The organism is Sphingomonas sp. RIT328, assembly GCF_000632225.1.
Classification (GTDB): Bacteria; Pseudomonadota; Alphaproteobacteria; order Sphingomonadales; family Sphingomonadaceae; genus Sphingomonas; species Sphingomonas kyungheensis.
The window spans coordinates 1-13,808 of sequence record NZ_JFYV01000053.1 but is presented as its reverse complement, the minus strand read 5'-3'; the positions used below and the strand labels follow the sequence as shown (position 1 = coordinate 13,808).

Sequence of the window (13,808 nt, the reverse complement as noted above, 5' to 3'; positions counted from 1 at the left end):
CATTCTGCTGCATATCGTCGCGCGCGGCCGGATCGGCCGCTCGCCCGAGGCCGATCTGGTGGCGCGATATGTCAAGCGGATCGGCTGGCCGATGCGGATCACCGAGCTGCCCGATACCGGCGGCAAGCTGCCCGCGCTGGAGGCGCAGACGATCCGCGTCCTGCTCGACGAGAAGGGCGAGGTGCTCGGCTCGCTCGATTTCGCGCGCCGGCTGGAACGCTGGCGCGACACCGGCACGCGCGAGGTGCGCTTCCTGATCGGCGCGGCGGACGGTTTCGGCGACGCCGAGCGCGCCGAGGCCGATCTGCTGCTGTCCTTCGGTCGCGCGACCTGGCCGCATCTGCTCGCCCGCGCGATGCTCGCCGAGCAATTGTTCCGGGCGACGTCGATCCTCGCCGGGCATCCCTATCACCGGGAGGGGTGAGTGGGGGTGACCGGCCCCTCACGTCGCCGCCGCCGCGCGATGCTCGTGGCGGCGCTCGCCGCGTTGAGCCTGCCCGCCGCGGGGCAGAGCCTCGCCGATCAGCGGCAGCGACTCGCCGCCGCCAAGCGCGATGCGGCGCAGGCCGTCCGGCACGCGGCCGATCTCGCACGGGACGCCGCCGCCGAACGCGATGCGGCCGACAAGGCGCGCGCCGAGGAAGCGGCGCTCGCCGCGCGGGTCACTGCGGCCGAGGCCGAACTGGTCGCCGCGCGCGCGCGGCAGGCGATCGTCGCGCGACTGCTCGCCGATCAGCAGGCGCGGCTCGCGGCGCAGCAGGCGCCGGTCGCGCGGCTGCTCGCCGCCCTGTCGTCGCTCGCGCGCCGGCCGACCCTGGTCGCCGTCGCGCAGCCGGGTTCGATCGCCGATCTCGTCCACGTCCGCGCCGTGCTCGGCGGGGTGCTGCCGGTGGTGCGGGCGCGGACGCAGGGCGTGCAGCAGGCGATCGGCGCGACCCGGGCATTGCAGGGCGATGCGGCGCTGGCCGCGGCGGCGCTGCGCCAGGGGCGCGCGCGGCTGGAGGCGGATCGCACCGCGCTCGACCGGCTCGCCGCGGCGCACCGCCAGCGCAGCGAGACGCTCGGCCGCAGCGCCTTGAGCGAGTCGGATCGCGCGCTGGCGCTCGGCGAACGGGCGCGCGACCTCGTCGACTCGCTCGGCGCGGGCGATGCGGCGCGTGTCACCGCCGCCGATCTCGCCGCGCTGCCCGGGCCGGTGCCGCGTCCGCTCGCGCCGGGCAGCGTCGCGCCGGTACGGATGCACGGCGTCTATCGGCTGCCGGTCCACGGCCGGCTGGTCACCGGGCTCGACGAAGTGTCCGACGCCGGCGTCCGCGCGCGCGGCCTGACCTTCGCGGTCGCCGACGATGCCGCGGTGATCGCACCGGCCGCCGGCGTCGTCCGCTATGCGCGGCGCTTCCGCGGCTATGGCGATATCGTCATCATCGATCACGGCGACGGCTGGACCAGCCTCGTCACCGGACTCGGCCCGCTCGCGGTGCGGGCGGGTCAGCGGCTCGCCGCCGGCGCCCCGCTCGGCCGCGCCGCCCCCGGCGAACCCGCGCGCATCACCGTCGAGCTGCGCCGCCGCGGCCGGCCGATGGACATCGCCGCGCTGCTCGGCTGAGCCGGCGAAGGTCAGCGTTCGTTCAGCCGCGCTCTGCTTTGCTCCCGCTGGAGATTGCGGCTAAACGGACGCGGTCTCTTCCGCCTTCAGGATGTTCGATGGCTCGTCCGCTACCGCTACTTACCGCGACCGCCCTGCTTGGCTCGCTGTGCCTCATTCCGCTCGCGACACAGGCGATGGCCGCGGTCGATACCGATACCTATCGCGAATTCGACCAGTTCCTCGACGTCTTCAACCGCATCAAGTCGGACTATGTCGACAAGGTCGACGACCAGAAGCTGATCAAGGGCGCGATCCAGGGCATGCTCGCCAGCCTCGATCCGCATTCGAGCTATGTCGACGCGCTCGATTACGACAATCTGCGCATCCAGACCGAGGGCAATTACGGCGGCCTCGGCCTCACCGTCCAGATGGAGGACGGCGCGGTCAAGGTGGTGGCGCCGCAGGAGGACACGCCCGCCTATCGCGCCGGCGTCAAGTCGGGCGACTATATCACCCATATCGACGGCAAGCTGATCTACGGCGAGACGCTGGACGAGGCGGTCGCGCTGATGCGTGGCAAGCCGGGCAGCAAGGTCAGCCTTACTCTGGTGCGTCCCGGTCAGGACAAGCCGGTCGAGGTGACGATGAACCGCGAGGTCATCACCCAGAAGCCGGTGAAATGGGAGGTGCGCGGCGACGTCGGCTACGTCAACATCAACACCTTCTCGGAAAGCACCGGCGCCGATACGCGCGCGGCGATCATGGCGATCGACAAGAGCCTCGGCCATCGGCCGCTCGGCTATGTCGTCGATCTGCGCGACAATGGCGGTGGGTTGCTGACCCAGGCGATCGCGGTGAGCGACGCCTTCCTTGACCATGGCGAGATCGTCTCGCAGCGCGGCCGCGAGAAGACCGACATCGAGCGGTACTTCGCCAAGCCCGGTGACGACGCGCATGGCCTGCCGGTGGTGGTGCTGACCAACCCCGGCACCGCCTCCGCCTCGGAGATCGTCGCCGGCGCGTTGCAGGATCATCACCGCGCGCTGGTGATGGGCGAGCGCAGCTTCGGCAAGGGATCGGTGCAGACGCTGCTCCAGCTCGGCCCGCAGACCGCGCTGCGCCTCACCACCGCGCGCTACTACACCCCGTCCGGACGGAGTGTGCAGGAGGGCGGGATCGAGCCGGACATCAAGGTGCCGCAGCTCAGCGATCCCGACTTCAAGTCGCGCCCGGTGTTCCGCGAGGCGGACCTGCGCCGCCACCTGATCAACGAGGTCAAGGCCGACAACAAGATCCTCGAGGAGGATACCAAGGAGGATCCGCGCTTCGCGATGACCGCCGATCAGCTCAAGAAGCAGGGGATCGACGATTTCCAGCTCTATTATGCGCTGAAGACGGTGGCGCGGCTCGGCGGCCCGGCGCAGGTCGCCGCGGCGACCCGGCCCAAGCTGCCGGTGCCCGCGGCGACGCCCGCCGCCAAGGTGAAGTGATCGGGCGATGACCGGCACCGCGCGTCTCGCCCGCTGGATCGCCCTGCTGCTGCCCGCGGCGCTGCTCGCCGGCGCCTGGGGATCGCAGCTCATCGGCCATCTCTACCCGTGCGAGATGTGCCATTGGCAGCGCTGGCCGCATTATGCGGCGCTGGTCGTCGCGCTGCTCACCTTCCTGCTGCCGGCACCGCGGCTGGCGCGGACGCTGGTGGTGATCGCGGCGCTGCTGATCGCGGCGTCGGGCGCGATTGGCGTGGCGCATGCCGGTGTCGAATATCATTGGTGGAACGGCTTCACCGCCTGCACCCAGACGGTCGACCTGCGCGGGCTCGGACCCGATGCGCGGCTGGCGGCGTTGATGAAGGCGCCGGTGGTCCGCTGCGACGTCGCGCAATGGACGTTCGCGGGCATTTCGCTCGCCGGGTTCAATGCGATCCTGTCGCTCGGCGGCGCGGCGGTGATCCTGTGGCTGATGAGGAAAGCGCGATGACTGCCGACACTGCGACCCTGCCGCCGCCCCGCTGGCGCCCCGGCGACCGGCGCGAGCCGACCGAGGCGATGATCCGCGTCGATCAGGCAGGCGAGTTCGGCGCGATCCGCATCTATGCGGGGCAACTCGCCCTGCTCGGCGACCGCCATCCCGCCAGCCGCGCGATCCATCATATGGCGAGCCAGGAGGAGCGGCACCGTGCCTTCTTCGACGACCTGATCGTCAAGCGCGGCGTGCGGCCGACGCTGTTCCAGCCGTTCTGGGACAAGGCGGGCTTCGCGCTTGGCGCGATCACCGCGGCGATCGGTCCCAATGCCGCCATGGCCTGCACCGCTGCGGTCGAGACCGAGATCGACAAACATTACCAGCAGCAGATCGACGACCTCGGGTCGAGCGAACCCGAATTGTCCGCCGCGATCCTCGAATTCCAGGCCGAGGAGCTCGAGCACCGCGATCATGCGCTCGCCAACGGTGCCGAAAACGCCGTCGCCTATCCGGTGCTGAGCGGATTGATCCGGCTCGGCTGCAAGGTGGCGATCGCCGCGGCGAAGCGGATTTGAGAGGAGCATCCATGCGTATCATCGTCGCCATCGCGGTGCTGACGAGCGCCATGCCGGCGCTGGCGCAACAGGCCAGGCCCGGTGCGGCGCAGGTGACCCAGACCCCCGCCGGCCCCGGCACCGCCAAGCCGGTGGTGATCGCGACGCCGGGCGAGGTCGCCAAGCGCGCCCCGGTCAACGGCGTACTGGTGCTCTACGGCAACGAACGCTGCCCGACCAACAATGACGGCGCGGAGATCGTGGTCTGCGAACGGCGCAGCGCGCGTGAGCAATATCGCGTGCCCAAGGAACTGCGCGAATTCCAGGTGACGCCGCAGAACGAAAGCTGGGCGGCGCGCGCGCAGGGGACGCTCGACGCGGGCGTCGGCGCCAACAGCACCGGCAGCTGCTCGACCGTCGGCGCCGGCGGCCAGACCGGCTGCTTCCTGCAAAGCGCCCGCGCCGCGCGCAAGGAGAATCAGGCGCGCAAGGCGGAAGAGGCACGGCTGCCCTGACGCGGCACGTCGTCGCGTGATCGACCACCCGCCCTCGACCATTACCGCCGGGGCCGTTTATGGTTACGGGCATGCCACGGCACCCGACGCCGCCATCTGAACGGCGAGCGACGGATCGGCGGGCGTGTTGAGGGGCGACGATGACGATTACGACTGAACCGGCGCGACGCGCGATGCGCCCCGTCCGCATCCTGCTGTTCGCGCTCGTCTGGTTCAGCTGCGCCTGGTTCGGCTCGTGGGAGCTCAACCCGAATAACGCGACGCGGTTGTTCGCGGCGATCAGCCTGGTCGAGGACGGCGACGCGACGATCGATGAATTCGCCGCGCTCACCATCGACAAGGCGAGCTTCGCCGGTCACGCCTATCTCGACAAGGCGCCGGGGATGACGCTGGCCGCGCTGCCCGCGGTGTGGATCGCCGATGCCGTCACCGGCACCCGCGCCGCCGATTTCGGTGCCGTCCCCGGCGGACCGGAATTCGAAACCTATCTGCGCTTGCGCACCCGCATCGCGGTCGCGATCGGGCCGGCGGTGCTGACCGCGCTCGCCGCGGTGCTGCTGTTCGACCTCGGCATGGGGCTGACCGGCAGCGCCGCCGCCGGGCTGTTCGCGGCGCTCGGCTATGCGCTCGGCACACCGATATGGGGCTGGTCGACCACGCTGCTCGGCCATGCCGTCGTCGCCGATTGCTATGGGGTGGCCTTCTGGGCGATCTGGCGCGGCAGCGGCGGGCGAAGCGGCACGCGGCGGTATGCCGCGATCGCCGGGGCGGCGCTCGGCTGGGCGGTGGTGGTCGAGCATCAGGCGGTGCTCGCCGCGGTGCCGATCGGGCTGTGGGCGCTGTGGCAGCTGCGCGACCGTGCCGATTTGCTGCGGCTCGCCGGCATCGCCGTGGCGGCGGGGATCGTCGCGCTGTTGCCGCTCGCCGCGTATAATATCATCGCTTTCGGCACGCCGTTCCGCGTCGGCTATTCGGGCGTGGTCGGCTGGGAAGGGATGCATCAGGGATTGTTCGGGCTAGGCTGGCCGCGGCTGACGGTGATGCGCGCGGTGCTGTTCAGCTTCCAGCTCGGGCTCGTCTGGGTCGCGCCGGTGCTGCTGCTCGCGCCGCTCGGCCTCGTCGCCTGGCTGCGGCGGCCGGAGCGGCGCGCGCTGGCGATCACCGCGATCGCGACGGCGCTGATCGTGCTGCTGGTCAATGCCGCCTATGTGTACTGGGACGGCGGCAACACCACCGGCCCGCGCTTCCTGATCCCGGCGGTGGCGCCGCTCGCGCTCGGGCTGGCGGCGGAATGGTGGCGGGCGGGGGGACGCGGCGAGCGGCTGGCGATGACGCTGCTGCTGACGCTGTCGATCGCGGTCAATGCAATGATCGCCGCGGCCGAAATCTATACGCCGCCGCTCGTCACCTTCCCGGTCGGGCAGTGGGTCGCCGTCGCCTTTGCGCGCGGGCTGCTGCGGACGGTGCCGAGCGAATGGTTCGGCTGGAGTCCATGGGCCGGGTTCGCGCTGTGGGCGGTGTTGGCGGTGCCGGCGCTGGCGTGGCTGGCGCGCCGCGTCAGCCGTGCCGCTTGAGCCCGCGCACCCGGTGCCAGATGTAGAAGGCGACCAGCGCGATCACGACGATACCGATCAGCAGGTCGGCGCGATGGAACGCCGCCTTGACGCGCGGATCGCTGTTCCACTTGTCGCCCAACGTCATCCCGACCCAGGCGAGGCCGAAGCACCACGGCCATGAGCCGAGGAAGGTGTAGACGTGGAACGGCAGCAGCCGCATCCGGGCGACGCCGGCGGGGAAGGCGATGAAGCTGCGGATCACCGGCAGCAGCCGGCCGACCAGCACCGCCATGCTGCCCCAGCGCGCGAAGAAGCGGTCGGCGGCGTCGAGCTCGCCCGGCCCGATCAGCACATAGCGGCCCCATCGCTCCGCCATCGGTCGCCCGCCGCGCTTGCCGACCTCATAGCCGACGATCGAGCCGATGTTGCAGCCGATCGCGCCCGCGGTGGCGGCGAGGATCAGGTCGAACCGTCCGGTCGAAACCAGATAGCCCGCGAACGGCATGATGATCTCCGACGGCAGCGGGATGCACGCGCTTTCGATCGCCATCAGCACGGCGATGCCGACATAGCCGCCGCTCGAGATCACCCAGATGGTGAAGGTGGCGAGAACGCCCAGGATCTTTTCGAACATGGGTCCGGGGCTTGGCGGATCAGGGCGGCCAAGGGAAGGGGGAACCGGCGGGGCGACTCGCGCGCTCGTCCCGCCATGACCGATTTGACCCTGAACGACGGCCGCAGCATCCCGCAACTCGGGCTCGGCACCTGGAAGCTTCCCGATCCGCAGGCGCCGCTCGCGGTCCGCAAGGCGCTCGACCTCGGCTACCGGCTGATCGACACGGCGGCGATTTATGGCAACGAACGCGGCGTCGGCGAGGGCGTGCAGGGCAGCGACGCCTTCGTCACCACCAAATTGTGGAACGACCGGCAGGGCGATCCCGGAGCGGCGCTCGACGAAAGCCTCGCGCTGCTCGGGCTCGACGCGGTCGACCTCTATCTGATCCACTGGCCCTCGCCGGCGCAGGACCTTTATATCGATGCGTGGAAGGCGCTGATCGCGTTGCGCGATGCGGGCAAGACGCGCTCGATCGGCGTGTCCAACTTCCTGCCCGAGCATCTCGACGCGATCATCGCCGCGACCGGCGTCACCCCTGTGCTCAACCAGATCGAGCTGCACCCGCGCCACCAGCGCCGCGATCTCGTCGCCTATCATCAGGCGCATGATATCGTGACGCAGGCGTGGAGCCCGCTCGGCCAGGGCGGCGCGCTGCTGCGCGAGGCGGAGATCGTCCGCATCGCCGAAGCGCATGCGCGATCGGCGGCGCAGGTGGTGCTCGCCTGGCACCTCGCGCACGGCTTTTCGGTCATCCCCAAGGCGGCGGATAACGACCATATGAGCGACAATTACGCCGCGCTCGACCTGACGCTGAGCGCCGACGAGATGGCGGCGATCGACGCGCTCGAAGCCGGCGAGCGATTGGGACCCGACCCGCTCGACATGTGATCCGATCCGCCCCGGTACGGGGAGGTGGCAGCGCGCGGCGCCGACGCGTGGCGGCCTGCCTCCCGCACCGCAGGGGGGCTTATCCGCCCACCGCCGCCTTCGCCAGTTTGAGATCCTCGACGAACCGCGCGAACTCCGCCTCCTTCTGCGCCGGATCAGGCAGGCGGAGCAGATAGCTCGGGTGGACCGTGATCCACGCCTCGCCGCCGTCGGGCAGACGCAGCGCACGGCCGCGCTCCTTTCCGATCGTCACCGTGCGGCCGAGCAGCGAGCGCGCCGCCGTCGCGCCGAGCGCCACCGTCACCTGCGGGCGGACGAGCATCTGCTCCTGTTCGATCCACCAGCGGCAGGCCTCGATCTCGCCGGTGTCGGGCTTGGCGTGGATGCGCCGCTTGCCGCGCGCCTCGAACTTGAAATGCTTGACCGCGTTGGTGACATAGACCTGCCCGCGGTCGATCGCCGCGGCGGCGATGGCGCGGTTGAACACCTGTCCCGCCGGGCCGACGAACGGGGTGCCGGCAAGGTCCTCCTGGTCGCCCGGCTGTTCGCCGACGAACATCATCGCCGCATCGACCGGCCCTTCGCCGAACACTGTCTGCGTCGCGTGTTTGTAGAGGTGGCAGCGCGTGCACGCCGCCGCCTCGTCGCGCAGCGCCGCCCAGGCCGCCGCGACATTGTCGCCGATCGTCGGCGCCTCGCGCGATTGGCTGATCATCCCGCTCTCCCGTGCCTGCGCCCCGGCGATCAGCTGGCCGACCAGCGCCGTTTCGGGCATGTTCTTCCAATATTTGCGCGGCATCTCCTTGAGCATCGCGCCGACCTTGACGCGCGCCGGGTTGAAGATGCTGGCGTAATAGGTCTTCCACACCTCTTCGGTCGGATCGCCGTCGGGCGCGTCGCCTTTCGCCGCACCGGGACCTTCGGAGAGCATCGCGCCGTCCCAGTGCAGCGAGAGCTCGGGCGTCAGGATCGACCAGCGCATGCTGGCGAAGCGGTTGACGAAGAAGGCGGCGTTGGCGCGGACGATATGATGCTCGGGCTCGAACCAGGCGACGTAGCGGCTGGCGCCGTCATGGTCGGCGACTTCGCGGAAGCGCAGGAAGGCGCGCATCTTGTGGATATCGCGACGGACGTTCTTGGCGAGCACCTCCAGCCGGCGGACCAGCGGGTCGGCATGATCCTCGATCAGCTTGGGCTCGCGGCGCAGCCGGTGCAGCGCGGTATAGAGCAGGGCGAACCGCTCGGGCTCCGCCGCCATGACGACGCTGCGCGCGAGGTCGAGGAAGGCGCGCGGTACCGACAGCGCGCCTGGCACCGGCGGCGGCACCGTCGTGTCCGCGGTGGTGGCGAACAGGTCGGCGGGCGCGGCACCGACCTGCCAGACGACGTCGTCGGGCGGGACGTCCGCCGCGGCGAAGCCCCGCGCCGCGTCGCGCCACGCATCGAAATCGTCGGGCGCGGACAGCGTCGCGAGGCGCATGCGGCGCGTCAGTCCCGCTCGTCGCCGCCCGGCGGGTTGGACTTGGCGATCTCCAGTTCCTCGGGCTTGCGCTCTTCGTAGATCGTCGCGAGCTCCTCCTCGGTCGAATCGTCGAGTTCCTCGGCGGCGGCGGGGAACATCTCTTCCTCTTCCTCGGTGATGTGATGCTCATAGCGGCGGCGCATGTGGAAGAACTTCTCGCTCCACGCATCCGAGCCGAACTCCTCGTCGGCCATCTCGCCGAGCAGGTCGTCGACCTCCTTGTGCTCGCTCACCGAATGGCGCGCATCGTCGCGCAATTCGGGATCGCGCAGCATCGTCGCGTAGAGCGATTCCTCCTCGGCGGCGGCGTGGCTCTGCACCTCGAGGCGGAACGCCTCGAACAGCCGCTGACGCTCCTCGCCCGCGCCCTGCATCTCGGCGAGCTGCTTCAGCATGTCGCGTTGCTTGTCGTGATCGCGTTTGAGGTCCGCGTAAATCTGCGCCAGCGCCATCGTCCGTCTCCTTCGCGGCGACCAACCGGCGAGGCGACGGAGCGTTTCACCTGTGAATCATTCTCAGGCGGCGAACAGTTCGAGCTGCTGCCGCTTCGGCGCGACGAGCGGCTTGAGATCGGCGCGATCGGTGAGCAGCACCGGCCGCCAATCCTCGGCGACGATGAACGGGCGGACCTTGGCGACGCTCACCGTCAGCCGTGCGACATCGTCGAGTCGCAGCCGGCGCCAGCGGCGGCTGGCGACGATCCGGTTGACCGCCTTGACGCCCAGACCGGGGACGCGGAGCAGCAGCTCGCGGGGCGCGCGATTGACGTCGACCGGGAAGCTGTCGCGGAACTTGAGCGCCCAGGCGAGCTTGGGATCGATATCGAGCGGCAGCATGCCGGTCGCATCGTCGGCGGCGGCGACCACCTCGTGCGGGCTGTAATCGTAGAAGCGCATCAGCCAGTCCGACTGATAGAGGCGATGTTCCCGCATCAGCGGCGGCCGCTGCAGCGGCAGCACCGTGCTTGCATCGGGGATCGGGCTGAACGCGCTGTAATAGACGCGGCGCAGGCCGAAACGGTCGTAAAGCGTCGAGGCGCGGGTGACGATCTCGCCATCGGTGGCGGCGTCGGCGCCGACGATCATCTGCGTCGACTGGCCGGCAGGGGCGAAGCGCGGCGCGGATTTGTACTTCCTGCGCGCGTCGCCGTTGTCGGCGATCGACGCCTTGACCTCGCCCATCGCGCCCTCGATCCGCGCGCCGTCCTTCTCGGGCGCGAGCCGCTTGAGGCCGCTCACCGTCGGCAGCTCGATGTTGATCGACACGCGATCGGCGTAAAGGCCGGCCTGATGGACCAGCTCGGGATCGGCGTCGGGGATCGTCTTGAGGTGGATGTAGCCGCGGAAGTGATGATCCTCGCGCAGGCTGCGCGCCACCTCGACCATCTGCTCCATCGTATAGTCGGAGGATTTGATGATCCCCGAGGACAGGAACAGCCCCTCGATATAATTGCGCTTGTAGAAGGCGATGGTCAGCTTGACGACCTCGTCGGCGGTGAAGCGGGCGCGGCGGACGTTGCTGCTCTTGCGGTTGATGCAATAATGGCAGTCGAAGATGCAGCTGTTGGTCAGCAGGATCTTGAGCAGGCTGATGCAGCGGCCATCCGGCGCATAAGCGTGGCAGATGCCCATGCCCTCGGTCGAGCCCAGCCCCTTGCCGTCGCGGCTGTCGCGCTTGGCGGTGCCGGACGACGCGCAGGACGCGTCATATTTCGCTGCGTCGGCGAGGATCGCCAGCTTTTCCCGCGTGTCGAGCTGCGCCATTCGTTCGATATACGTTCCGCATCGGGTGGCGACAAGGTCGGCGGCGGACACATGATATTGATCGAGGGCAATATCACCGCAATGCGCGCGGTGCAGAACGCGTCTGGCAGGGGCTGGAGGAGGACGAGACCATGATCCACAGCGACACGCCCTATCTGTCCGACCGGTCGTTCACCGAAGCGGTGCGCGCTATCCAGGCGGACCATCCCGCCGCCGCCGCGGTGCATCAGGAGATGTGTTTGCTCTACACCAGCCGTGTGATCGCGGGCCTGCTGCGCCGACCGCGGCTGCGCGGCCGGGCCTGACGCGCCGGCGGCGCGGCCCGTCACTCCGCGGTGAGCAGCTCGGTCGCGCCGCCGAGATCGACCGAGACCAGCCGGCTGACGCCGCGCTCGACCATCGTCACGCCGAACAGCCGGTGCATGCGGCTCATCGTCACCGCATTGTGCGTGACGACCAGATAGCGGGTATCCGTATCCCGCGACATCCGTTCGAGCAGGTCGCAGAAACGTTCGATATTGGCGTCGTCGAGCGGCGCGTCGACCTCGTCGAGCACGCAGATCGGCGCGGGGTTGGTGAGGAACAGCGCAAAGATCAGCGCCACTGCGGTCAGCGCCTGCTCGCCGCCGGACAATAGGGTCAGCGACTGGAGACGCTTGCCCGGCGGCTGGGCGAGGATCTCCAGCCCGGCCTCGAGCGGATCGTCCGAGTCGACGAGTTGCAGGTGCGCCGCGCCGCCGTCGAACAGGGTGGCGAACAGCCGGCGGAAATGGCCGTCGACCGCGGCGAAGGCGGCGAGCAGCCGCTGGCGGCCTTCGCGGTTGAGCGTGCCGATCGAGCCGCGCAGCCGGTTGACTGCCTCGCCGATCTCGTCGCGCTCGGCGGCATTGGCGGCGTGGCTCGCCTCGATGTCGGCGAGTTCGCGCTCGGCGACGAGGTTGACCGGGCCGATCCGCTCGCGATCGGCGACGAGCCGGTCGTGCGCCGCGCTTTCCTGATCGGGCGTCCGGACCTCGGCGACGGCGAAGGCGAGCCGCTCGGGCAGCACCGGCGCGGGGCAGCCGAACCGCTCGCCCGACAGGCGACCGAGCTCGAGGCGGCGCTGCTCGTGATGCTCGCGCCGCGCGGTGCTGCCGGCGCGCGATTCGCGGGCGCGGCTCAGCGTCTCGATCGCCGCGCGCTGCGCCGCCTCCGCCGCGCGGGAGCGCTGGTCGGCATCGCGTTCGGCCGCCGCCTGCGTCTCAGCGTCGCGGCGGGCGGCGTCATGTCCGGCCGCTTGCGTCAGGATCGCTGCGTCGAGCGCGGCCGGGCGACCCTCCGCCTCCGCGACCTCCACGGCGAGGGCGGTATCGCGCGCGTCCATCGCGGTGATCCGTTTCGCCGCCTCGCCGGCGCGGGCGCGCCAGCTGCGCACGTCGGCCTGCGCCGCGGCGAGCCGCTCGCGCTGCGCCTGGACGCTGCGATCGAGCGTCGTGCGCCGGTCGCGCGCGGCCGCGACGGCGGCGCGGTGCCGGTCGGCGATCTGCGCCAGCGCCGCGACCGCGGCGGCACCGTCGCGGCCATCGGGCAGCGCATCGCGCGCCGCCTGCGCCGCGGCATGGTCGGCGCGGGCCTCGTCGCGTTCGCCGCCGATCCGGGCGGCGCGCGCGTCGAGGTCGGCGCGCTGGCCGGCGAGCCGTTCGAGCGCGGTCGCGGCACGATCTTCCGTGCGCGCGGCGTCGCGCCCCGCGGTTTCCGCCTGCGCCAGCGCCGACCGTGCCTGCTGCGCCGTGCGCCGGGCCGCGGCGATCCGCTCCTCGACCGCCCGGCGCGCCGTCTCGGCCGCGTCGAGCGCCGCGGCGGCGGCAGGACGCGCGGCGGCCAGCGCCTGCAGGCGGTTGAGCCGTTCGAGCCGCTCCGCCGCCGCGGCGCCGCTGTTGCGCGCGACATAGCCGTCCCACCGCCGCAGCCGCCCGTCCGGCGTCACCAGCCGCTGCCCGACGGCGAGCGGCTGGCCCTCCTCGCTGCCGACGAACACCTGCGCCAGCCGCCGCGCCAATGCTGCGGGCGCGGCGACATGCGCGCCGAGCGGCTCGGTCGCGGCGGGCGGCGGCGGATCATCGCCAGCGACTGCCGCACCGGTCCAGGCGGAGAGGTCGCGATCGAGATCGTCGCCCAGCGCCGCGGCGAGCGCGCGTTCATAGCCGGCGGCCGGCGCGACATGATCGAGCAGCCGGTCACGGCCGCTGCGCTGCGTCGCCTTGGCCAGCGCCGCCGCCTCGCTGTCGAGCGCGGCGAGCTCGGCGCGGGCGGCGGCACGCGCGCTCTCCGCGGCGTCGCGATCGGCGGCGGCGGTGCGCTCGGCATCCTCGGCAGCGGCGAGCGTCGCGCGGGCCGCTTCCGCAGCGGCGATCGCCTCGCGACGGTGCACCGCGGCCGCGTCGCGCGCCGCCGTGAGCGGTTCCGCCTCCCCCAGCGCGGCGAGCGCCTGCGCGACCTGTGCCGCCTCGCGCTCCGCCCGATCGGCGCGCGCGCGGGCCGCGGCGAGCGCCGCGTCGGCGACGCGCGCCTCCGCCGCCTCGCTCGCCTGCCGCGCCATGCCCTGCGCGAGCGCGACCTCGGCATCGCGCGCGTCGCGCTCCGCCGCCGCCAGCGCCGCATCGCAATCGGGCATGGCCGCCGCCGCCGCGGCGATCGCGGTATCGAGCGTCGCGACCTCGTCCGCCAGCCGGGTGAGCGCGGCGGCGGCATCGGCGGCGAGCGTGCCTTCGCGGGCACGATCCTCGGCGATGCGCCGGCGGGCCTCGGCGAGCTCGCTGACGCGCCGGGCCGCGGCGGCGCGTCAGCGAGCTCGCCGAGGCC

15 protein-coding genes are annotated in these 13,808 nt (G+C 71.3%); 10 read left to right on the top strand and 5 right to left on the bottom strand.

The window, feature by feature from the left end; translation table 11 throughout:
* Position 1 precedes the first annotated feature (1 nt).
* The 7 genes from BW41_RS16800 to BW41_RS16770 all read left to right on the top strand — a co-directional run bounded on the left by BW41_RS16800 (position 2) and on the right by BW41_RS16770 (position 6,196).
* Positions 2-424: a 23S rRNA (pseudouridine(1915)-N(3))-methyltransferase RlmH gene (locus tag BW41_RS16800; RefSeq protein ID WP_037535866.1), complete on the top strand. Its 423-nt coding sequence runs from the start codon at positions 2-4 to the stop codon at positions 422-424.
* A gap of 39 nt (positions 425-463) precedes the next feature.
* Positions 464-1,606, top strand: a complete 1,143-nt coding sequence (locus BW41_RS16795) for a murein hydrolase activator EnvC family protein (protein WP_037536145.1) — start codon at positions 464-466, stop codon at positions 1,604-1,606.
* Positions 1,607-1,704: 98 nt separating this feature from the next.
* Positions 1,705-3,078, top strand: coding sequence for a S41 family peptidase (locus tag BW41_RS16790; protein WP_037535865.1), 1,374 nt, complete (start codon positions 1,705-1,707; stop codon positions 3,076-3,078).
* Positions 3,079-3,085: 7 nt separating this feature from the next.
* Positions 3,086-3,568: a disulfide bond formation protein B gene (locus BW41_RS16785; RefSeq protein ID WP_037535863.1), complete on the top strand. Its 483-nt coding sequence runs from the start codon at positions 3,086-3,088 to the stop codon at positions 3,566-3,568.
* Positions 3,565-4,128, top strand: a complete 564-nt coding sequence (locus BW41_RS16780; RefSeq protein ID WP_051583639.1) for a demethoxyubiquinone hydroxylase family protein — start codon at positions 3,565-3,567, stop codon at positions 4,126-4,128. The genes BW41_RS16785 and BW41_RS16780 overlap by 4 nt, the downstream gene beginning before the upstream one ends.
* A gap of 11 nt (positions 4,129-4,139) precedes the next feature.
* Complete coding sequence (locus tag BW41_RS16775; RefSeq protein ID WP_037535862.1) at positions 4,140-4,622, top strand: hypothetical protein; 483 nt, start codon at positions 4,140-4,142, stop codon at positions 4,620-4,622.
* Positions 4,623-4,762: 140 nt separating this feature from the next.
* Entirely contained in the window at positions 4,763-6,196 is a 1,434-nt protein-coding gene (locus BW41_RS16770) for a hypothetical protein (protein WP_235199815.1), read from the top strand.
* Here the strand turns inward: BW41_RS16770 and BW41_RS16765 are convergent.
* A complete protein-coding gene (locus BW41_RS16765; protein ID WP_037535859.1) occupies positions 6,180-6,812 on the bottom strand; it encodes a DedA family protein in 633 nt (210 codons plus the stop codon). The genes BW41_RS16770 and BW41_RS16765 overlap by 17 nt on opposite strands.
* 75 nt (positions 6,813-6,887) lie before the next feature.
* Between BW41_RS16765 and BW41_RS16760 the strand changes: the two genes are divergently transcribed.
* The gene (locus BW41_RS16760; RefSeq protein ID WP_037535857.1) at positions 6,888-7,682 is read left to right on the top strand and encodes an aldo/keto reductase; all 795 of its coding nucleotides are present in this window, start codon (positions 6,888-6,890) and stop codon (positions 7,680-7,682) included.
* A 79-nt stretch (positions 7,683-7,761) separates the two neighbouring features.
* Here BW41_RS16760 and BW41_RS16755 read toward each other — a convergent pair whose 3' ends face one another.
* The 3 genes from BW41_RS16755 to BW41_RS16745 form a co-directional block, all read right to left on the bottom strand.
* The gene (locus BW41_RS16755; protein WP_037535855.1) at positions 7,762-9,162 is read right to left on the bottom strand and encodes a UdgX family uracil-DNA binding protein; all 1,401 of its coding nucleotides are present in this window, start codon (positions 9,160-9,162) and stop codon (positions 7,762-7,764) included.
* Between the two features lie 8 nt (positions 9,163-9,170).
* On the bottom strand, positions 9,171-9,656 hold the full coding sequence (locus tag BW41_RS16750; RefSeq protein WP_037535853.1) for a hemerythrin domain-containing protein: 486 nt from the start codon (positions 9,654-9,656) through the stop codon (positions 9,171-9,173).
* A 63-nt stretch (positions 9,657-9,719) separates the two neighbouring features.
* Complete coding sequence (locus tag BW41_RS16745; RefSeq protein ID WP_037535851.1) at positions 9,720-10,967, bottom strand: putative DNA modification/repair radical SAM protein; 1,248 nt, start codon at positions 10,965-10,967, stop codon at positions 9,720-9,722.
* 131 nt (positions 10,968-11,098) lie between these two features.
* On the opposite strand from BW41_RS16745, the gene BW41_RS21300 reads away from it, so the two are divergent.
* Positions 11,099-11,272, top strand: coding sequence for a hypothetical protein (locus BW41_RS21300; RefSeq protein ID WP_153810809.1), 174 nt, complete (start codon positions 11,099-11,101; stop codon positions 11,270-11,272).
* Between the two features lie 20 nt (positions 11,273-11,292).
* On the opposite strand, the gene BW41_RS16740 is transcribed toward BW41_RS21300, so the two are convergent.
* The gene (locus BW41_RS16740) at positions 11,293-13,620 is read right to left on the bottom strand and encodes a chromosome segregation protein SMC (RefSeq protein WP_152542391.1); all 2,328 of its coding nucleotides are present in this window, start codon (positions 13,618-13,620) and stop codon (positions 11,293-11,295) included.
* Here BW41_RS16740 and BW41_RS21905 point away from each other — a divergent pair.
* On the top strand, positions 13,619-13,808 hold a 190-nt coding region (locus tag BW41_RS21905), incomplete at its 3' end, for a hypothetical protein (RefSeq protein WP_235199814.1). The genes BW41_RS16740 and BW41_RS21905 overlap by 2 nt on opposite strands.

What these genes read in the sequence shown, in the direction of transcription:
- BW41_RS16770 (WP_235199815.1), top strand. Translation starts at nt 4,763, where the DNA reads ATGACGATTACGACTGAACCGGCGCGACGCGCGATGCGCCCCGTCCGC.
- BW41_RS16750 (WP_037535853.1), bottom strand. Translation starts at nt 9,656, where the DNA reads ATGGCGCTGGCGCAGATTTACGCGGACCTCAAACGCGATCACGACAAG.
- BW41_RS16790 (WP_037535865.1), top strand. Translation starts at nt 1,705, where the DNA reads ATGGCTCGTCCGCTACCGCTACTTACCGCGACCGCCCTGCTTGGCTCG.
- BW41_RS16740 (WP_152542391.1), bottom strand. Translation starts at nt 13,620, where the DNA reads ATGCCCGATTGCGATGCGGCGCTGGCGGCGGCGGAGCGCGACGCGCGC.
- BW41_RS16780 (WP_051583639.1), top strand. Translation starts at nt 3,565, where the DNA reads ATGACTGCCGACACTGCGACCCTGCCGCCGCCCCGCTGGCGCCCCGGC.
- BW41_RS16795 (WP_037536145.1), top strand. Translation starts at nt 464, where the DNA reads ATGCTCGTGGCGGCGCTCGCCGCGTTGAGCCTGCCCGCCGCGGGGCAG.
- BW41_RS16745 (WP_037535851.1), bottom strand. Translation starts at nt 10,967, where the DNA reads ATGGCGCAGCTCGACACGCGGGAAAAGCTGGCGATCCTCGCCGACGCA.
- BW41_RS16775 (WP_037535862.1), top strand. Translation starts at nt 4,140, where the DNA reads ATGCGTATCATCGTCGCCATCGCGGTGCTGACGAGCGCCATGCCGGCG.
- BW41_RS16755 (WP_037535855.1), bottom strand. Translation starts at nt 9,162, where the DNA reads ATGCGCCTCGCGACGCTGTCCGCGCCCGACGATTTCGATGCGTGGCGC.
- BW41_RS21300 (WP_153810809.1), top strand. Translation starts at nt 11,099, where the DNA reads ATGATCCACAGCGACACGCCCTATCTGTCCGACCGGTCGTTCACCGAA.
- BW41_RS16760 (WP_037535857.1), top strand. Translation starts at nt 6,888, where the DNA reads ATGACCGATTTGACCCTGAACGACGGCCGCAGCATCCCGCAACTCGGG.
- BW41_RS16765 (WP_037535859.1), bottom strand. Translation starts at nt 6,812, where the DNA reads ATGTTCGAAAAGATCCTGGGCGTTCTCGCCACCTTCACCATCTGGGTG.
- BW41_RS16785 (WP_037535863.1), top strand. Translation starts at nt 3,086, where the DNA reads ATGACCGGCACCGCGCGTCTCGCCCGCTGGATCGCCCTGCTGCTGCCC.